The following is a 19,424-nucleotide window of genomic DNA, read 5'->3' on the forward strand; positions in this document are numbered from 1 at the left end:
ATGCGATGGGTTCGGTTCGCGTGGCCATTGTCGGTGTCGGAAACTGCGCGTCGTCGCTGGTCCAGGGCGTCCACTATTACAAGGACGCCGACCCGGACATTCGGGTCCCGGGCCTCATGCACGTGAAGTTCGGCGACTATCACGTCGGTGACGTCGAGTTCGTCGCCGCGTTCGACGTGGATGCCAAGAAGGTCGGCCGCGACCTGTCCGAGGCGATCGTCGCCAGCGAGAACAACACGATCAAGATCTGTGACGTGCCACCCTCGGGGGTGACCGTCCAGCGCGGCCACACCTTCGACGGGCTGGGCGAGTACTACCGGGAGGTCATCGAGGAGTCCGACGAGACGCCCGTCGACGTGGTCCAGGTGCTCCGTGACAACCAGGTCGACGTTCTGGTCTCCTACCTGCCGGTGGGCTCGGAGGACGCGGACCGCTTCTACGCGCAGTGCGCCATCGACGCCGGTGTGGCGTTCGTGAACGCGCTGCCGGTTTTCATCGCCTCCGACCCGGTGTGGGCGGAGAAGTTCACCGAGGCCGGGGTGCCGATCGTCGGCGACGACATCAAGTCGCAGGTCGGCGCCACCATCACGCACCGCGTGCTGGCCAAGCTGTTCGAGGACCGCGGGGTGGAGCTGCTGCGCACGTACCAGCTCAACGTCGGCGGCAACATGGACTTCATGAACATGCTGGAGCGCAAGCGGCTCCAGTCCAAGAAGATCTCGAAGACGCAGTCGGTCACCTCGCAGATCCCGCACGAGATGGGCAAGGCCGACGTGCACATCGGGCCGTCGGACCACGTGCCGTGGCTGGACGACCGCAAGCTGGCCTTCGTGCGGCTCGAAGGCCGTTCGTTCGGTGACACTCCGCTCAACCTCGAGTACAAGCTCGAGGTTTGGGACTCGCCGAACTCGGCGGGCATCATCATCGACGCGGTCCGGGCCGCCAAGATCGCCCTCGACCGCGGGGTCGGGGGGCCGATCCTGTCGGCGTCCTCGTACTTCATGAAGTCGCCGCCGAAGCAGTTCTCGGACGACGAGGCTCGGGACTACGTCGAGAAGTTCATCCGGGGCGAGGTCGAGCGCTGACCTCCTGACCCCGTGACCGGCGCCGCGCCCGTTTTCCGGGCGCGGCGCCGTGCCGTCTACGGGCGGGCCGCCGGGGGCAGCTCGGCCGGCGAGGCGGGGTGCCAGGTCAGCGGGTCGGCGCCGAGGTCGGCCAGCAGCGGCACCTGCTCCTGGCACCAGGGCGAGACGGCCAGCAGACCGTTGCGCACTCCCTCGGCGAACTCCTTCCACGGCATCCACATCGTCTCCCCCACCTCGTCGGGGTTGGGAACGACGGGCGAGGTCACGGTGACGCGGTAGACGGGGCACAGCTCGTTCTCGACGATACCGTTGGCCATGACGGCCCGGTAGGAGAAGGTCGGCAACATGAGGTCGACGCGGTCCACCGTGAGCCCCAGCTCGTAGGAGAGGCGGCGCTCGACGGCCCGGTCCGCCGGCTCGCCCGGCAGCGGGTGACCGCAGCAGCTGTTGGTCCAGACCCCCGGCCAGGTGAGCTTGCTGTCGGCCCTCCTGGTGAGCAGCACGCGGCCTTCGTGATCGAAGACATAGCTGGAGAACGCCAGGTGCAGGGGGGTCTCGCGACCGTGCACCACCTGCTTGGGGGCGGTGCCGAGTGCCTGGCCGTCGCGGTCGACCAGCACAACGTGTTCATCAGTCGTCACGCTATGAAGCGTACGAGACCGGCCGACCGTTCGGAACCCGCGGCCCACCTGCCGTTGCGCACCTCTCGCGCATCCTAGGCGACAGGCGGAGGGCTAGGCTGGCCGCGTGTCATTTGTGGCCGACCTACGCGTGGTCCTCCGGGGCAATGATTTCCGGCGGTTGTTCGCCACCCGGCTGGTCTCCCAGTTCTCCGACGGGATCTTCCAGTTCGGGGTGGCCGGATTCGCCTTCTTCAGCCCCGAGAGCCAGACGACCGCGCTCGCGGTGGCCGCCGGGCTGGCCGTGCTGCTGCTGCCGTACAGCGTGCTCGGGCCCTTCGTGGGCGTGTTCATCGACCGCTGGTCGCGGCGGCAGATCCTGGTGGTCGCGCCGATCGTGCGCGGCGCGCTCCTGCTGGTCGCGGCGGCGCTGGTCGCCGCCGACGTGCCGGACCCGGTGTTCTACGCGGCGGCGCTGGCCGTGCTGGGCGTCAACAGGTTCTTCCTGGCCGCGCTCGGCGCCTCGCTGCCGCACGTGGTGCCGTCCGACCGGCTGATGGCCGCCAACGCGGTCGTCCCCACGTCGGGCACCGTGGTCACGTTCGTGGGCGTGGGGCTCGGTTTTCTGCTGCGCAAGGTGTTCGGCGCCGAGGACTTCGGCGTGGCGTTGCTCCTGGTCGTCTCGGGCGTGGTGTTCGGCCTGAGCGCGCTGGTCGCGCTGACGATGGATCGCCGCCTGCTCGGGCCGGAGTCCGACCCGAGCCGGCCACAGGCGCGCGAGGCCCTGCGCAACGTGGTCGGCGGCCTCGCGGACGGCGCCAGGCACCTGGTCGCGCACCGCGTCGCGGCCTCCACCATGGGCGCGATGGCCGCCCACCGCTTCTTCTACGGCATAGCCACCGCGCTCGGCATCATCCTCTACCGCTACTACTTCTACAACGGCGACGCCGACGCCGCGCTGGGCGGAGTCAGCCTGGTCGTGGCGGCCTCCGGCGTCGGCTACGCCATCGCCGTGGTCATCACCCCGTACGCCACCGAGCGGTTCACGATCCAGCGCTGGGTGCCGATCGCGCTGACCGCGGCCGGGCTCCTGACGGCGGCGCTGGTGCTGCCGTTCCAGGAGTGGGGGCTGCCGGTGGCCGGGTTCGTGCTGGGCGTGGCCGGGCAGAGCGTCAAGATCTGCGCGGACACCACGGTCCAGCGCGACGTCGAGGACATCTACCTGGGCCGGGCGTTCTCGATCTACGACATGCTCTTCAACGGCATGTACGTCCTGGCCGCGGCCCTGTCGGCGGCCATCCTGCCCGCCGACGGCAAGTCCTACGCGGCCGTCGTGATCGCCTCGGTCGGCTATCCCCTGGCCGCGCTCGCGTACCGGATGCTCACACGTCCACGTCGCTCGACCGAGCCCACTCCGTCAACGCCTCGGTAGCCGCCTCCTTGCCGATCATGCCCTTGTCGAGCCTGAGGTCGAGCAGGAACTTGTACGCCCGCCCCACCACCGGCCCCGGCCCGATGCCCAGGACCCGCTGGATCTCGTTGCCGTCGAGCTCGGGGCGGATCTTGGACAGCTCCTCCTCCTCGGCGAGCCGGGCGATGCGCTCCTCAAGCTGGTCGTAGGTCCGCGACAGCGCCGCGGCCTTGCGCTTGTTGCGCGTGGTGCAGTCGGCCCTGGTCAGCTTGTGCAGCCGGTCCAGCAGGTGGCCGGCGTCGCGCACGTAGCGGCGCACGGCGCTGTCGGTCCACTCCCCCGTGCCGTAGCCGTGGAAGCGCAGGTGCAGCTCCACCAGCCGGGCGACGTCCGCCACCACGTCCTTGGGGAACTTCAGCTCCGTCATCCGCTTCTTGGTCATCTGCGCGCCGACCACCTCGTGGTGGTGGAACGACACCCGCCCGCCCGACTCGTGGCGGCGCGTCTTCGGCTTGCCGATGTCGTGCAGGAGCGCCGCCCAGCGCAGGATCCGGTCGGCCTTGCCGTCCTCCTCCTGCGCGATGGCCTGGTCGAGCACGGTCAGCGAGTGCTCGTAGACGTCCTTGTGCCGGTGGTGCTCGTCGATCTCCAGGCGCAGCTTGGGCAGCTCGGGCAGCACGTGCGCGGCCAGCCCGGTCTCGACCAGCAGCCGCAGGCCCTCGCGCGGGTCGGCGCCGCAGACGAGCTTGTCGAGCTCCTCGCGGATGCGCTCGGCCGAGACGATCTCGATGCGCTCGGCCATCGCGACCATCGCCGCCACGGCCCCCTCGTCCACCCCGAACCCGAGCTGCGAGGCGAACCTGGCGGCCCGCAGCATGCGCAGCGGGTCGTCGCCGAAGGACCGCTCGGGCGTGCCGGGCGTGCGCAGCACCTTGGCCTTGAGGTCGTCGAGCCCGCCGTACGGGTCGACGAACTCGTGGCCGGGCAGCCGCACCGCCATCGCGTTGACCGCGAAGTCACGCCGTTCGAGGTCCTCCTTGAGCGTCTCGCCGTACATGACCTCGGGCTTGCGCGACTTCGGGTCGTACGACTCGCTCCGGTACGTCGTGATCTCGATCAGCCAACCGCCCTTGCGCAGGCCCACCGTGCCGAAGTCGATGCCGATCGTCCACACGGAGTCGGCCCAGTCCCGGACGATCTCCAGCACCCGCTCGGGGCGGGCGTCGGTGGTCAGGTCGAGGTCGTTGCCGATGCGGCCGAGCAGCAGATCGCGTACGGGGCCGCCGACGAGGGCCAGCTCGTGGCCCTGCCCGGCGAACAGGCGGCCGAGCTCGTCGGCCACCGGAGCGATCTTGCGGAACAGGTCCGTCATGGCCCGCCGCTGGCTGTCAGTCAGAGTTGAGTCGGACAAGCGGGTAGGTCCTTCTGGGAGCATTCGGAACATATCCCCCGAGCCACACCAGGTCCGGGTTACCGTCGGTCCAAGGACCGTCGGGGGCCAGGGAACGAGGCAAGGAGGACTATATGAAGGACGCCCTCGCGATCCACCGCTGGCTCCTCGCCCACCAGGTCCATCATGAGATCGTACGCCTTCCGCGTCCTATGACTTGCGCGGAAGATCTGCCTGAGGTGGTCTCCGCGGCGCCGAGCAGGTGCCTGATGGTCACGGTGCTCGAGGTCGCCACGAGGGTCGGCCGCGAGGTCGTCATCGCGGTCACCACCCCCGTGTCGGCTCCGCCACCGGTGGGGGCCGTCGGCGGAGTCCTGGGGGTACGACGGGTGCGACCGGCCCCGGCCCACGTGGTCAACTCGGCCACCGACTACGCGAACGGGCTGGTGTGCCCGCTGCTCCTGCCGGAGTCGCTGCCCAAGTTCATCGACGACCGGCTGCCGGCCGACTTCCTGGCCGACGGCGGGCCGGTCTTCGCCGCGACCGGCGAACGGCATACCGTGCTGACTCTCCGCGCACTCGACCTGATGGCACTCCTGCCAGGCAAGATGGTCGACCTCAGGGCGAAAGGAACACGTGAGGCGGTCGCGCGACGGCACTGAACCCGTAGCATTGCGGGCGTGCGTCGTCGTACTCCAGCTCGGGCATCCGCGTGATCCGTAAGGCCGCGATGCTCGCCGCGCTGCTCGCCTTCACTGTGGTGGCGACCGCGCCCGGCGCTGCTGCCACGAAGTCCGCGAAGGCGAGCAGGCAGACCATGGCCGTGTCGATCTCGTCGATCTCGCCTCAGGTGCCGACCGCGCAGACCGATGTGATCAAGTTCACCGGCACGCTCCGCAACGACAGCGGCACGCCGCAGACGGGCCTGCGGCTACGCCTGCGTTACACGCCGCAGAAGTTCACCGACCGCGCCACCATGGCCGCCTACCAGAGCGACCAGAACCCCGCGACGCTGCCGTTCCGCGCCTCGCCGAGCTCGTTCATGGACATCCCGGCGCTGGCCGCCGGCGCCCAGGCGCGATGGGAGTTCACCGCGACGCCCATTCAGCTCGGCTACCCCTCGTTCGGGGTCTACCCGGTGGCCGTGGAGGTGCTCCAGAACGGCTTGCAGGTCATGGCGCCGCAGCGCACGTACCTCACCTACGCGCCGCCCACGGTGCCGAAGCTGCCGCGCAACCGGCTGTCCATCGCCCTGCCCGTCATCGACCAGCCCCACCGCGGGACCGACCGCGACGCGAAGACCGGCGCGCCCCAGTTCGTGGACGACAAGCTGAGTCAGTCGATCACCGGCAAGGGCCGGCTGTCCGACCTGGCGCGCATCGCGCAGTCCGCGCCCAAGAGCGTCACCTGGTTCGTCGACTCCTCACTGCTCGACGACCTCGACGCGATGAAGAACCCGTACCGGGTCAAGGTCAAGAAGGACGAGACGCAGGAGAAGCCCGCCAACGCCGAGGCCACGAGCTGGCTGACGACCATGCGCACCGCGCTGGCCGGCTCTCCCGTGGTCGCGGTCCCGTACGCCGACCCCGACGTGGCCGCGCTCGCCCACCAGGGGCTGGACTCGCAGACCAGCCGGGCGATCGAGCTCGGCAGGCAGAGGGCCGCCTCGCTGCTCCAGCGCGACGTCAAGACCAACATCAACTGGCCGCCCGGGGGCATGCTCGACGCCGACGCGCTCGACCTGCTCTCGGTCAGCAAGGACAAGGTCGACACGGTCCTGCTCAACTCCACCAACCTGCCGCCGCAGCCGCCCGTGCCGTTCACGCCCGACGCCGCCTCCACGATCGACTCGGTGAACGGGCCGGTCACCGCGCTGGTCGCGGACGCCGAGCTGAGCAAGCTCTTCGAGCCCGCGGCGCCCACGTCCGTGCTGCTCAGCACGCAGCGGTTCATCGCCGAGACCGCGATGATCACCGGCGAGACCGGCCAGACCTCGCCCAGGTCCATCGTCATCGCCCCGTCGCGCCGGTGGGACCCCAACCCGACGCTCGTCAACGCGCTGCTGAAGACCGCGAACAAGCTGCCGTGGCTGCAGCCGACCCCGCTGGAGTCGATCAAGCCGACCAAGCTGTCGGTCCCGCGCGCCGGGCTGACCTACGCCGACCAGGACCGCAAGGAAGAGCTGACCGCGAAATACCTCGGCCCGGTCAAGGAGGTCGCGGCGAAGGCGCAGCTCACTTCCCTGATCACGGAGACGAAGACGCCGTCGAGCTTCGACGCGGCGGTCCTCCGGCTGACCTCCTCGGCCTGGCGCAACAGCACCCGCGCCGGCCGGGCGGTGACCAATCAGGTCAGCGTGGCGGTGACGGACCAGACCGAGAAGATCGAGATCACCGGGTCGGGCCCCAACCGGACGCGCACGCTGGCGGGCAGCAGCGGCCAGGTCCCGATCAGCGTCAAGAACGAGCTGGGCGTGCCGATCGCCCTCTACATCGACGTCACGTCCAACAACCCCGAGCTGTTGCAGGTCGACTTCCCGCAGGTCGAGCCGATAAAGATCGGCCCCCGGCAGAGCGGCATGGTCCAGGTGAAGATGAACGCCGCCCCCGGCACCAGCGGCGACGCGACGGTGACCGTGCAGCTCAAGACCTCCGACAAGCAGCCGTACGGCAAACCGCAGCGGCTGACCATCCGCACCACCGGCTACACCGGGATCGCCTCGGTGATCGTGGGCGCCGCCCTGACCGTGATGCTCGCCGCCGTGGTGATGCGAGTGCTGCGGCGCAGGTCGGAGCGGAAGCTCGCGCACGCGGCCAAGACCCGGGAGAATCAGATCGTATGAGTCGCATGCTTCGGGCCAGCGCCATCATGGCCGCCGGCACGATGGTGTCCAGGGTCACGGGGTTCGTGCGGACCATGGTGCTGGCCTACGCCATCGGCACCAGGGCGCTGGGTGACGCCTACAACGCGGCGTACGCGATCCCGTACAGCATCCTCGACCTGCTGCTGCTCGGCGTGCTGAGCAGCGTCGTGGTGCCGATGATCGTCCGGGCCCAGCAGCACGACGCCGACGGCGGCCGGGCGTACGAGCAGCGGCTGCTCACGATCTCCGCGGTGGCGCTGATCGTCGTCGCGGTGGCGGCGGTGTTCGGCGCGCCGCTGCTGATCGACCTCTACACCGACTGGGCGCCGGGCAGCCCCAAGTTCGAGGTCGCGGTCACGCTGGCCCGCTTCATCCTGCCGCAGCTCGCCTTCTTCGGCGTGGGCGCGGTGGCGGGCGCCATCCTCAACACCCGCGACCGCTACGGCGCGCCCATGTGGGCCCCGGTGGTCAACAACCTGGTCGTCATCTGCGTCTTCCTGGCGTACGCCATGATCGGCGGAGAGCGCGACAACATCGGGCAGATCACCACCGGCGAGATGGCGCTGCTCGGGCTGGGCACCACGGTGGGCATCGTGGCCCAGGCGGCCATCCTGATCGTGGCGCTCAGGCGCGTCGGGTTCGCCTTTGTGCCCCGCTTCGACGTGCGCAACGCGCGGCTGGGCGAGATGGCCAAGGCGGGCGTCTGGACGATCGGCTACGTGATCGTCACCCAGCTCGGCTTCATGCTGACCACCAACCTGGCCAGCGCGGCCGGCGACGTGGTCGAGGGGCACGGCATCAGCCCGTACACGCTGGCGTTCCAGCTCTTCCAGCTCCCGTACGGCGTCATCGGCGTCTCGGTGATCACCGCGATGCTGCCCAGGATGAGCCGGGCCGTCGGCGAGGGGCGCTTCCACGACGTGCGCAGCGAGTTCGGGTCGAGCGTGCGGCTGATCTGCTCGCTGATGGTGCCGGTGTCGCTGCTGCTCATGGTGCTCGGGCCGGCGATCACCGTGCCCATCTACGGCCATGGCGCCAACTCCGTCGCCGACGCCGTCTACATCGGCAACGTGCTGCAGGTGTACGGGCTCGCGCTGGTGCCGTTCGCGCTGTTCCAGCTGCTGCTGCGGGTCTTCTACAGCTTCGGCGACACCCGTACGCCGGTGGTCGTCGGCGCCGCCACCACGGCGGCCAACGCGGCGCTCATGCTGCTGTTCAACACGTTGCTGCCGGCCCGGTACGTTGTCATGGGGCTGGCGCTCGCGTACGCCATCGCGTACGCGCTCGGCGCCGTCGGGGCGTGGTTGCTGGCCAGCCGCCGCGTCAGAGGGCTCGGTGGCTGGACGATCGGCATGGCGCTGACCAGGATGTACCTGGCGGCTCTGCCTACCGCTGTGGTGGCGCTTGCGGCGGTTTGGGTAGTCACGGGGCTGTTCGCCGGGCTAGGGTTCGTCAATTCGCTGATCGTGCTCGCGGTCGGCGGGGGCCTCGGGTTGCTGCTCTATCTAGGCGTCGCGCACAGAATGCGCATTCCCGAGGTCAATTCCATCGTTGGGATGGTCGCTGGGCGGGTAGGCCGGTAAAGAACGCGGGCCGAATCCACTCGGCACTACCATGGAGCCCGACACGCGCGAATGGAAGCAGGAGGGGCGTGGGCGGATCCACCCGGCATAGCGTGCCTTCGTGGGACACCACCACGCAGGTGAGTCGAGTCATGAACACGCCCGATCGGCCAAGCGGAGTGAACCTGTGAGCACGTCGGCCGTCGAACCCGGCACCCGTCTGGCCGAGCGCTTCCGGCTTGAGGACCGCGTCAGCGAGTCCGATGGAGCCACGCTCTGGAAGGCCATCGATGAGATCCTCGCGCGTCCCGTGGCCGTCCACACCTTCGGGCCCGACTTCCCGCGCGTCCACGAGGTCGTCACGGCCGCCCGCGCCGCGAGCCGGCTGACCGACCCGCGGCTGACCCAGGTGTTCGACGCCGCGGAGGACGACAAGGCCGCCTATGTCGTCAGCGAGTGGGTCACCGGCGAGTCGCTGACCGACCTGCTCTCCTCCGGCCCGCTGGAGCCCGAACGCGCGGCGGGGCTGGTGGCCGAGGCCGCCGAGGCGCTGGCGCACGCCCACGAGGCGCAGCTCTACCACCTGTGCCTGCGCCCCTCCCACCTGGTGTGGACGACGGGCAACACGGTCAAGGTGCTCGGCGTGGCCGTCGACGCGGCCCTGTCCGGGCTCACCACCGACCAGCCGGCGCTCGACGACGCCGAAGGGCTGGGCCGGCTGCTGTACGCCGGGCTGACCGGCCACTGGCCGGGCGACGAGGAAGAGGGCGGCCTGCCCGCAGCCCCCATGACCGACGGCCACTTCTGCACGCCCCGCCAGGTCACCGCCGGCGTGCCGAGCTACCTCGACACGGTGACCGTGCGCGCGTGCCTGCCCGAGTCCCGCCGGGGTCAGGGCGCGCTGGCCAGCCCGTCCGACCTGGCCGAGGCGCTGTCCGGCGTGGCCAGGCCCATGCCGATCCCGATCGCCTACCCCTCGACCCCCGCGGTCGCCTCCGCCTCCCAAACCGAGGGCCTGGACCTCGTCCACCGCCAGCAGCACACCGCCCCGCACGTGCCTCCCGCGCCGCCGCACCGCCCCTCGGGCGGCGGTGGCGGCACGCTCAACCGCGTGCTGATGACGCTGGTCGTGCTGCTCGTCATCGCGGCCGTCGGCGTCGGCGCCTGGACGATCGGCCGCAGCCTGGGCAGCCCGACCAAGCCCGAGGCGTCGGGCTCCAGCCCCAGCACCTCCACGTCGGCCTCGGCCGAGGCCCAGGTCGTCAAGCCGAAGAAGGCCCAGGGCTTCGACCCGCTCGGCGACAAGGACGAGAAGTCCGAGATGGCCGACCTGGCCATCGACGGCAAGCCCAGCACGCTGTGGAAGACCGAGAGCTACACCAGCGCCACCCTGGGAAATCTCAAGGAGGGCGTCGGCCTGCTGCTCGACATGGGCAAGTCCATGCAGATCAGCGACGTGGTCGCTACGCTGTCGGATGCCTCGGGCGCGACGGTCGAGCTCAAGGTGGGCGACTCGCCTGAGCTTTCTGCGCTGAAGACGGTGGCGACCGAGAAGAATGCCGCAGGTAAGACCACTCTTACCCCTGATCAACCGGCAACCGGTCAGTACGTTTTGATCTGGTTTACTCGTGTTCCGGCGGATGCGGGCAACTTTCATGGCACCATCTATGAGGTAGTGGTGCACTCTCCCGGATCGGCATAACCAGGAATCTCTCTTGTGAACTCCCCACCCGAGACACCCTCAGCAGCGGAGCGGCCGGCGGTAACTGACGCCGAGCTGCTGACCGCGCACATCAACGGGGATCCACACGCCTTCAGCGAAATCGTCAAACGGCACCGTGACCGCATGTGGGCGGTCGCCCTGCGTACGCTCGGTGACCCGGACGAGGCCGCCGACGCCGTGCAGGACGCCTTCGTCTCCGCATATCGCAAGGCCGCCACGTTTCGCGGCGAGGCGGCCGTCACGACCTGGCTCCACCGGATCGTGGTCAACGCCTGCCTCGACAGGATGCGCCGTAAATCGGTCAGGCCCGTCGCCGACGACGAGCTGATCGAGGCCGCCGAGCGCGAGACGCCCCTGCCTGACCAGACCGTCGAACGCGAAGTCTCCATGGAGGTTTCGGCCGCGTTGAAACTCCTGCCCAGCGACCAGCGGGCGGCCCTCGTCCTCGTCGACATGATGGGCTACTCGGTCGAAGACGCAGCTCAGGTGCTCCAAGTGCCGAGCGGCACGGTCAAGAGCCGGTGCGCTCGGGGGCGCGCGAAACTTGCCCCAATTCTTTCGCATCTGCGGAACCGATCGGACCTCAATCGCGTCTCATCCGCGAAGGGAGCAGAACTTCGTGACGGGTGATACGCACTACGATCTGGAAATCCTGGCCGAGCTGGCCGAGGGTCTCCTAGACGTCGACACGGCGCGCCGGGTCCGCGAGCATCTCGCGGTCTGCGACCCATGCGGGGAGCTACTGGCAGACCTGTCGGCGGTTCGCGAGGTGCTCGCGGCGACCCCCACACCGGCCATGCCGATGGGTGTCGCATTGCGCATCGACAAGGCCTTGGCCGCCGAGGCGGAGTTCCGGCGGGGAGGTGTCGGCCTCGCGGAAACGCCCGACTGGGACGAGCTCATGCGAGACGCCCCGTGGGAGCGACCGGCGGAGGTGGCCGCCGAAGCGGCCCCCGAACCGGTCCGACTAGGGGTCGTCTCCGACGACGGCACGATCGTCCCGGCCAAGCGCTCTCGCAGACGCCGATGGGCGATGCCCGCTATCGCGGCCGCGGCGGCCGTCGCCGTGGTGGGCACGGCGGTGGCCACGACCGGCCTGTTCGCGAGCGGCGGAGGCGGAGACGGCGGCATCAACGTGGTGGCCGACGGGCTCACCGAGACCTCCACGGTCCCCTCGACTCCATCCAAGGTCCCCACGCGGGCCAGGTCCTACGGGCTGACCGACAGCGGCCACAACTACAGTGACCAGGACCTACGCCAGCCGCTCGAAGGCATGTTCGGCTTCCAGCGCATGGTGGGCGGCGGCTCCGACGACGACGGCAAGGTCGACAAGTGCGTGAAGCGGATCTCCAGCCGCTCCAAGCTGCCGACGTACGCGGTCGATCAGGGCCAGTACAACGGTCAGGAGGCCCTCATCGTCGCCTCGTGGAAGGACAAGGCGAGCCAGAGGCTGCGCATCGACATCGTCGACCCGTTCAACTGCAAGAACCTGCGTAAGCCCGCACTGGGCCGCTGGTAAAGGACATCCGCGTCAGAGCCCGCCACGGCGGGCTCTTTCGCTTTGTACGGGCGTTGTGTTTAGGGCAGGGAATCAGGGCGGCCTAGGATCTGTTGACGCCGGTGCAACAACAGACGAGGAAGGCGTGGAGCGTTGAGCGACGTTCGTAACGTGATCATCATTGGATCCGGGCCAGCTGGCTACACCGCGGCCGTCTACTCCGCGCGCGCCGAGCTCAAGCCACTGGTCTTCGAGGGCTCCGTGACAGCCGGCGGCGCACTCATGAACACGACCGACGTGGAGAACTTCCCGGGGTTCCCCGACGGCATCATGGGCCCCGATCTCATGGACAACCTGCGCAAGCAGGCCGAGCGGTTCGGCGCCGAGCTGGTCGCCGACGACGTGGTCGAGGTGGACCTGGAGGCGACCCCCAAGGTCGTCAAGACCCACACCGACACCTACTACGCCAACTCGGTCATCCTGGCGATGGGTTCCGGCTACCGCGAGCTCGGCCTGGAGAACGAGAAGCGTCTGTCCGGGCGCGGCGTGTCCTGGTGTGCGACCTGTGACGGGTTCTTCTTCCGCAACAAGGACATCGTGGTCGTCGGCGGCGGTGACACGGCGATGGAGGAGGCCACGTTCCTGACCAGGTTCGGCCGCATGGTGACGGTGGTGCACCGCCGCGGCGAGCTGCGCGCCAGCAAGATCATGCAGGAGCGGGCGTTCGCGAACGACAAGATCCGTTTCGTCTGGGACTCCGAGGTCGTCGACGTGCTCGGCGACTCCCGCGTCGAGGCCGTGCGGCTGCGTAACGTCAAAACCGGCGAGGAATGCGAGCTGGCCACCGACGCGTTGTTCCTCGCGATCGGGCACGACCCGCGCACCGATCTGGTCAAGGGGCAGATCGACCTCGACGAGGACGGCTACATCAAGGTGGCCTCGCCGTCCACGGCGACCAACATCGACGGCGTGTTCGCCGCGGGAGACGTCGTCGACCACACCTACCGCCAGGCCATCACCGCGGCCGGCACCGGCTGCTCGGCCTCGCTCGACTCCGAGCGCTGGCTGGCCAACAACGAGAAGTGAGTAAGGAGCGCACCGTGAAGGCTGTCACCGACGCCTCTTTCGCAGCAGACGTCCTCAAGAACGACAAGCCCGTGCTGGTCGATTTCTGGGCCGAGTGGTGCGGGCCGTGCCGTCAGGTCGCCCCCATCCTGCAGGAGATCGCCAACGAGCACGGCGACAAGCTGGAGATCGTCAAGCTCAACATTGACGAGAACCCCGAGGTTCCGCGCCAGTACGGTGTGCTCCAGATCCCGACGATGAACGTCTACAAGGATGGCGAGGTCGTGAAGCAGATCATCGGCGCCAAGCCGAAGGCCATGCTGCTGCGCGAGCTCGACGGCATCATCTAGCCCGCCTTCCCGCGGCGCGCGCCCGGCCCCCCGCCCTTGGCGGGGGGCTTTCGCGTTCTCCTGACCCCGTACGGCCCTGCGCGGTCACCCGCATGGCCTTGTGTGGTCGCCTGTACGGTCCTGCGGTCGCCCGTACGGCCCTGTGCGGTCCTCAGACGGGACGAAGCGCCCTTTCCGGACTCATGGAGCCCAGCAGCCGTTCCAAAGCCACCTCGACGTCCTCACGCCACGAGACGGCGGTTTTGAGCTCCAGCCGGAGCCGCGGGAAACGCAAATGCGGACGAACCGTCTTAAAACCAACAGAAAGCAAGTATTCCGCTGGAACTACGCAACTAGGCTCTTCCCACTTGAGGTCGCCAAAAGCTTCAATGGCTTTCACTCCGCGCCTGGTCAGGTCTTTGGCCACGCCCTGGATCAGCATCCGCCCCAGCCCGCCGCCCGAGAACTCCGGAATGATGTGCGCGGTCATCAGCAGCACCGCGTCGGCGCTGACCGGCGAGGTGGGGAAGGCCACGGACCGAGGGGTGTAGAGCGGCGGGCTGTAGAGCACGAACCCGGCGGGCACTCCGTCGACATAGGCGATTTTCCCGCAGCTGCCCCATTCGAGCAGCGTGCCGGAGATCCAGGCCTCCTTCTCCAGCCCCGGATCCCCCGACCGCACCGCCCGCTCCCCGCTCATGGGGTCGAGCTCCCAGAACACACACCGCCTGCAGCGATGAGGCAGATCTTCAAGATTGTCCAGGGTTATGTTGACCAGCCGGCGCGACAACTACGGCCCCCTGTCGTTGACCCGGAAAAGCGCGCGAAAACCGCGTCCACAGGTGGCATCGTAGCCCAGTGAAGATGCCGCCAGCGGACACCACGACGGCCGAGCCCGTCACAGGCGACATGTCCGGTTAGCGTAATCTGGTATTTCGGTCCGATATGACACCTAGGAGGTGGGCCGTGACAGGAGAGCTGGATCACGGTCAGACACCCGCGACCCAAGGGTCGCGCATCGACGCTTACGTCGATCGGTACGCCGCGCGAGCTACCGGGATGGTCGCCTCCGAGATCCGAGCTCTTTTCGCCGTCGCGTCGAGGCCCGAGGTGGTCTCGCTCGCGGGCGGCATGCCGTACGTCACGGCTCTTCCCCTCGACATGGTCGGCGAGCTGGTCTCCGACCTCGTCACCAAGCGCGGCCCCGTCGCGCTCCAGTACGGTTCCGGCCAGGGTGACCCGCACCTGCGTGAGCAGATCTGCGAGGTCATGCGGCTGGAGGGGATCAACGCCGGGGCGGACGACGTGGTCGTCACCGTCGGTTCGCAACAGGCCCTCGACCTGATCACCCGGATCTTCATCGACCCGGGCGACGTGGTGCTCGCCGAGGGGCCCTCGTACGTGGGGGCGCTGGGTACATTCTCCGCCTATCAGGCCAAGGTCGTTCATGTCGCCATGGACGATCAGGGCATCGTGCCCGAATCCCTGGCCCAGACCATCTACGCGCTGGAGACGGCCGGGGCGCCCATCAAGTTCCTCTACACGATCCCGACCTTCCACAACCCGGGCGGCGTCACCCTGAACATCGCCCGGCGGCAGCAGGTGCTCGATATCTGCCAGCGGGCCGGGGTGCTGATCATCGAGGACAACCCGTACGGGCTGCTCGGCTTCGACGGGGAGCCCATGCGCGCCCTGCGGGCCGACAACCCGGACGGCGTGGTCTACCTGGGGTCGTTCTCCAAGACTCTCGCCCCCGGCTTCCGCGTCGGCTGGGCGCTGGCCCCGCACGCCATCCGCGACAAGCTGGTGCTGGCCATGGAGTCGGCCGTGCTGTCGCACTCCTCGTTCACCCAGCTCGCCGTGGGCCAGTACCTCGCCACGCAGCCGTGGCGAGAGCAGATCAAATCGTTCAGAGAGCTCTACCGCGAGCGCCGCGACGCGCTCCTGGACGCGCTCGAATCCCTGATGCCGCCCGAGGTCACCTGGACCCGACCCGCGGGCGGCTTCTTCGTGTGGGCGACCCTTCCCGAGGGGCTCGACTCGAAGGCCATCCTGCCGCGCGCGGTGGCCGAGCGGGTGGCGTTCGTACCGGGGACCGGGTTCTTCTCGGACGGGAGCGGGGCGCGGCACATGCGGCTCTCGTACTGCTATCCCCAGCCCGACCGGATCCGGGAGGGGGTACGGCGGCTGGCCGGCGTGATCGATCAGGAGATGCAGCTGAGGGACACGTTCGGCACCAGCACGGCCCGCGACCACCAGGGCGTCGACACCCCCGGCCCCGACCTGGCCTGACCACCGTCTCCGTGGGGGCCGGCCACACCGGCCCCCACCCTTGCCATGCCCAGCCACCCTTTCCACACCCAAGCCGAGCCACCCTCCCCACCTCGGCCCCACCCAGCCGAGCCACCCTTTCCACCCTCAGTCCGCCCCTAGCCCAAGCCCACCCCGCAGGGTCACCCTTTCCGCCCCCGGCCCAATCCAGCCGAACGACCTTTCCTGGCCCACCCACCTAAGCCCACCCCACAAAGCCACCCTTTCCACCCCCAGCCGTCCCAGACCCACCCCCGCCACCACGCCCTACCTTTCCCGCTCGCCGACCACCGGCCCCCGACCTCACGGTCATCCGTTCACCACCACGCTGATGTCACGCGGCCCCGGGACGTCGCCACCACTGTCGCCACCCTGATGTCGCGCGCTCTGGAACGCCACCGCCGCCCAGGTGCCACTCCCCTCCCCGGCCACCGTCCCCAGCCCAGCCCCGCACGCCCTTTCCCAGGATCCGCCGGCCTCTCAGCACCACACCCCACTCCCACCTCAGTCGCCGGATCCGAGCGCCCAGGTGCCCGGTCCGGTGGCGGCGCCGGCGGGTATGCCGGGCATCGGCAAGGCGCGGAGGAACAACGGTCTTCAGCCAGGCACGCCCGGTGCTGTGGTGGCGTGCCGGGCCTCGGCGGCTTGGCGGTACGGTTGGACAGCGGCGCGTGCGATCAGCGGAGGAGATGTGATGAGCGATCTGGGCCACGTGCTCGTGCTGGCCGGAGGTCTCTCCTATGAGCGAGAGGTGTCCTTGCGCTCCGGTCGCCGAGTCAGCGAGGTGCTGCGTGCTGCGGGCATCGACGTGGAGGCCCGCGACACCGACGCGTCCCTCGTGCCCTCCATCCTCGCGGACCCGCCGGACGCGGTCTTCGTGACCCTCCACGGCGGCGCGGGCGAGGACGGCGCGATCCGTTCCGTTCTGGAGCTTCTCAACGTCCCATACGTGGGCGCCGACCCGGACGCATGCCGCGTGGCCTTCGACAAGCCCACGGCAAAGGCCGTCGTGCGCTCGGTCGGCCTGCAGACGCCGCAGTCCGTCACGCTGCCGAAGGAGACGTTCCACGACCTCGGCGCCACGGTGGTGCTGGGTCGCATCATAGAGCGGCTCGGCCTGCCGCTGTTCGTCAAGCCCGCCCGGGGCGGCTCGGCGCTTGGCGCCTCGATCGTCCGTACGGCGGAGGAGCTCCCCGCCGCGATGGTCGGCTGCTTCGCGTACGGCGACACGGCGCTGATCGAGCGGTACGTGGAGGGCGTGGAGGTGGCGGTCTCCGTCGTGGACCTCGGCAACGGCCCGGAGGCACTGCCGGCCGTGGAGATCGTCCCGGACGAGGGCGTCTACGACTATGCGGCTCGCTACACGGCCGGGCACACGGAGTTCTTCGCCCCCGCCCGCCTTTCCGCCCAGGCCGCCGCCGCGTGCGCCGAGACGGCAGTGATCGCCCACACAGCGCTCGGCCTCCGCGACATCTCCCGTACAGACCTGATCGTCGACGCTGACGGCATCCCGCACTTCCTGGAAGTCAACGTGGCCCCGGGGATGACGGAAACATCACTCCTGCCGATGGCCGCCGAGGCCGCCGGCCAAGACCTGGGCGACCTCTGTCGCACCCTCCTCCAGAACGCCGCCACCCGCTCCCGCACCTGACCCACCCTCTTACGGCCGACTCGCCAGCACGCGCCTGCCCCTGAGTGGCAGGCGCGCCCGCCATCCCGCCCGTGGCGGCACCCCGCACGCAGTCGCGCCTCCATTCACGACAAGAGCGCCATCGCCCGGCAACACGGGCCCACTCGGAGATCAGCTCAAGTCCAATCACCCGGCAGCACAGCCCCGTGACACCGACATCAAAGACCGGCGCGCAACAGAACGCCCAACGGCACCGCCGGCCCGGAGGCGAGCATCCGCCAGCACGGCTACCCCCGAAGACGAAAGCCAGCGCCCCATCGAACGACTGGTACTACAGCCAACTCGGATACGCACCGCCTCCGACAGCGGCGCCAGCACTAGCGCCCCCGGGAATCCTTGAGGTAGCCCGCTGCTTGGGCCAGACCTTCGTCCGACAGGAGCAGCGGCAACGATGCGATGCTCCCAGAGCGGATCACCAAGCGCCCGCCTCGCTCCTCCGTCTCCCCTTCACGCGCTCAGCCATCACAGCCGCTGCTGTGCCGGGGCAGAGCGAGCGTGCGGCGCAGATGCGGGGTCGAGGTGACACGCCTGCCGTTCATCACCCACCCATCCACAGATCGAACGGAACGGCGGTCGCGGAGACGCGGAGACGCGGAGACGCGGAGACGCGGAGACGCGGAGACGCGGAGACGCGGAGACGCGGAGACGCAGCCCTGTGGGACCGGGATCTTAATCGATGGACGCCGCGATGGATGGACGCCCGCGGGCGCCGGACCAGAGGCAGGTAAGTAGCCTAACCGTGTGCTGATCGATTCGATGTACCCCAAGAGCTTCGCCAGCGACAACCACGCCGGCGTGCACCCGACCATCCTCGAAGCCATCGCCTCAGCCAACCACGGAGACGCGCCCGCCTACGGCGACGACACTTGGACCTCTGCGTTCGAGAACAAGGTCAAGGAAGTGTTCGGCGCGGGCGCCGAGGGATTCGCGGTGTTCAACGGTGCGGGCGCCAACCTTGTGGGACTGGCCCTCATGCTCGGCCGCTACGACGCGATCCTCTGCGCCGACACCGCCCACATCGCCGCCCATGAAACCGGAGCCTCGGAGCGCCTGCTCGGCGTCAAGCTGATGACGATCCCGACGGAGGACGGCAAGCTCCGCCCAGAAGACATCAAGTCTCGCCTGGGCGGGATCGGCAGCCCCCACGAGCCCCAGCCCACGGTCGTCTCCATCTCCCAAGTCACCGAGCTCGGCACCTGCTACTCCCCCGCCGAGATCGCCGCCCTGGCGGAGACGGCACACGAGTCAGGTCTACGGCTCCACGTGGACGGCGCCAGGCTCGCCAACGCCGCCGCCTACCTCGGCTGCGATCTGAAGGCCATCACGACGGACGTCGGGGTGGACGTCTTCAGTTTCGGCGGCACCAAGAACGGCGCCCTGGCGGCAGAGGCGGTCATCGTCCTCGACTCTTCACTCACCCACGCCGTCCCGTTCCTCCGCCGCCAGTCACTGCAACTCGCCTCGAAGATGCGCTTCATCTCGGCCCAGCTTTCGGCGCTCCTGGCGAACGACCTATGGCACGAGAACGCTTCTCACGCCAACAAGATGGCCGCCAGGCTGGCGGACGGTCTGGCGGATGTGCCCGGCGTTTCCTTGGCGTACCCGCTACAGTCCAACGCCGTCTTCGCCGTCATCCCACCCGCTGTCGCGAAGACCCTCAAGGGTCGCTATCTGTTCCACTACTGGGACGAGCGGGCCGGCATCGTCCGCTGGATGACCGCCTTCGACACGACGCCGGAGCATGTGGACGACTTCCTCGACGACATCCGCAAGTCCGCCACCGCTTAGTGGTCGTCTGCGTAAATCTCTCGGGGGTTACGCGGCTGCGTCGAGTAAGGCAGGCTGATGGTCGCAGCCGGTGAGCTGCTGGGAGTTACG

The 19,424-nt window shown here is 69.0% G+C and carries 16 protein-coding genes; 13 read left to right on the forward strand and 3 right to left on the reverse strand.

Annotated elements, in window-relative coordinates; genetic code table 11:
* The first annotated feature begins 5 nt into the window (after nucleotides 1–5).
* Nucleotides 6–1,085, forward strand: a complete 1,080-nt coding sequence (locus ACIBQ1_RS47640; RefSeq protein ID WP_397288095.1) for an inositol-3-phosphate synthase — start codon at nucleotides 6–8, stop codon at nucleotides 1,083–1,085.
* A 56-nt stretch (nucleotides 1,086–1,141) separates the two neighbouring features.
* On the opposite strand, the gene idi is transcribed toward ACIBQ1_RS47640, so the two are convergent.
* Entirely contained in the window at nucleotides 1,142–1,726 is a 585-nt protein-coding gene (gene idi / locus ACIBQ1_RS47645; RefSeq protein WP_397288097.1) for an isopentenyl-diphosphate Delta-isomerase, read from the reverse strand.
* Nucleotides 1,727–1,832: 106 nt separating this feature from the next.
* Here idi and ACIBQ1_RS47650 point away from each other — a divergent pair, with 106 nt between their 5' ends.
* Nucleotides 1,833–3,137 carry an MFS transporter gene (locus tag ACIBQ1_RS47650; RefSeq protein ID WP_397288099.1) on the forward strand — a complete coding sequence of 435 codons (1,305 nt, stop codon included), beginning with the start codon at nucleotides 1,833–1,835 and terminating at the stop codon, nucleotides 3,135–3,137.
* Here ACIBQ1_RS47650 and ACIBQ1_RS47655 read toward each other — a convergent pair.
* Nucleotides 3,088–4,551: a CCA tRNA nucleotidyltransferase gene (locus ACIBQ1_RS47655; protein WP_397288101.1), complete on the reverse strand. Its 1,464-nt coding sequence runs from the start codon at nucleotides 4,549–4,551 to the stop codon at nucleotides 3,088–3,090. The genes ACIBQ1_RS47650 and ACIBQ1_RS47655 overlap by 50 nt on opposite strands.
* Nucleotides 4,552–4,640: 89 nt before the next feature.
* On the opposite strand from ACIBQ1_RS47655, the gene ACIBQ1_RS47660 reads away from it, so the two are divergent.
* The 8 genes from ACIBQ1_RS47660 to trxA all read left to right on the forward strand — a co-directional run bounded on the left by ACIBQ1_RS47660 (nucleotide 4,641) and on the right by trxA (nucleotide 13,567).
* A complete protein-coding gene (locus tag ACIBQ1_RS47660; protein ID WP_397288103.1) occupies nucleotides 4,641–5,168 on the forward strand; it encodes an aminoacyl-tRNA deacylase in 528 nt (175 codons plus the stop codon).
* Between the two features lie 50 nt (nucleotides 5,169–5,218).
* A complete protein-coding gene (locus tag ACIBQ1_RS47665; protein ID WP_397288105.1) occupies nucleotides 5,219–7,348 on the forward strand; it encodes a DUF6049 family protein in 2,130 nt (709 codons plus the stop codon).
* Entirely contained in the window at nucleotides 7,345–8,952 is a 1,608-nt protein-coding gene (murJ, locus tag ACIBQ1_RS47670) for a murein biosynthesis integral membrane protein MurJ (protein WP_397288107.1), read from the forward strand. Before ACIBQ1_RS47665 ends, murJ begins: the two co-directional genes overlap by 4 nt.
* Before the next feature lie 166 nt (nucleotides 8,953–9,118).
* Complete coding sequence (locus tag ACIBQ1_RS47675) at nucleotides 9,119–10,633, forward strand: protein kinase family protein (RefSeq protein ID WP_397288109.1); 1,515 nt, start codon at nucleotides 9,119–9,121, stop codon at nucleotides 10,631–10,633.
* A gap of 15 nt (nucleotides 10,634–10,648) precedes the next feature.
* Nucleotides 10,649–11,284 (forward strand): RNA polymerase sigma factor SigM, encoded by a 636-nt coding sequence (gene sigM, locus ACIBQ1_RS47680; RefSeq protein WP_185069557.1) that lies wholly within the window; start codon nucleotides 10,649–10,651, stop codon nucleotides 11,282–11,284.
* Nucleotides 11,274–12,173: an anti-sigma factor family protein gene (locus tag ACIBQ1_RS47685; RefSeq protein ID WP_397288111.1), complete on the forward strand. Its 900-nt coding sequence runs from the start codon at nucleotides 11,274–11,276 to the stop codon at nucleotides 12,171–12,173. Before sigM ends, ACIBQ1_RS47685 begins: the two co-directional genes overlap by 11 nt.
* A 132-nt stretch (nucleotides 12,174–12,305) precedes the next feature.
* The gene (trxB, locus tag ACIBQ1_RS47690) at nucleotides 12,306–13,238 is read left to right on the forward strand and encodes a thioredoxin-disulfide reductase (RefSeq protein WP_397288113.1); all 933 of its coding nucleotides are present in this window, start codon (nucleotides 12,306–12,308) and stop codon (nucleotides 13,236–13,238) included.
* Nucleotides 13,239–13,252: 14 nt separating this feature from the next.
* The gene (gene trxA, locus ACIBQ1_RS47695; RefSeq protein ID WP_397288116.1) at nucleotides 13,253–13,567 is read left to right on the forward strand and encodes a thioredoxin; all 315 of its coding nucleotides are present in this window, start codon (nucleotides 13,253–13,255) and stop codon (nucleotides 13,565–13,567) included.
* A 151-nt stretch (nucleotides 13,568–13,718) separates the two neighbouring features.
* Here trxA and ACIBQ1_RS47700 read toward each other — a convergent pair whose 3' ends face one another.
* Nucleotides 13,719–14,336, reverse strand: coding sequence for a GNAT family N-acetyltransferase (locus ACIBQ1_RS47700; RefSeq protein WP_397288118.1), 618 nt, complete (start codon nucleotides 14,334–14,336; stop codon nucleotides 13,719–13,721).
* A 155-nt stretch (nucleotides 14,337–14,491) separates the two neighbouring features.
* Here ACIBQ1_RS47700 and ACIBQ1_RS47705 point away from each other — a divergent pair, with 155 nt between their 5' ends.
* From ACIBQ1_RS47705 to ACIBQ1_RS47715, 3 genes are all read left to right on the forward strand, one after another.
* Nucleotides 14,492–15,838 (forward strand): PLP-dependent aminotransferase family protein, encoded by a 1,347-nt coding sequence (locus tag ACIBQ1_RS47705; protein ID WP_397288120.1) that lies wholly within the window; start codon nucleotides 14,492–14,494, stop codon nucleotides 15,836–15,838.
* A 712-nt stretch (nucleotides 15,839–16,550) separates the two neighbouring features.
* Nucleotides 16,551–17,507 carry a D-alanine--D-alanine ligase gene (locus tag ACIBQ1_RS47710; RefSeq protein WP_397288123.1) on the forward strand — a complete coding sequence of 319 codons (957 nt, stop codon included), beginning with the start codon at nucleotides 16,551–16,553 and terminating at the stop codon, nucleotides 17,505–17,507.
* 780 nt (nucleotides 17,508–18,287) lie between these two features.
* Nucleotides 18,288–19,334, forward strand: coding sequence for a threonine aldolase family protein (locus tag ACIBQ1_RS47715; RefSeq protein ID WP_397288125.1), 1,047 nt, complete (start codon nucleotides 18,288–18,290; stop codon nucleotides 19,332–19,334).
* Nucleotides 19,335–19,424: the final 90 nt, after the last annotated feature.

The organism is Nonomuraea sp. NPDC050153, assembly GCF_044460125.1.
Lineage (GTDB): Bacteria > Actinomycetota > Actinomycetes > Streptosporangiales > Streptosporangiaceae > Nonomuraea.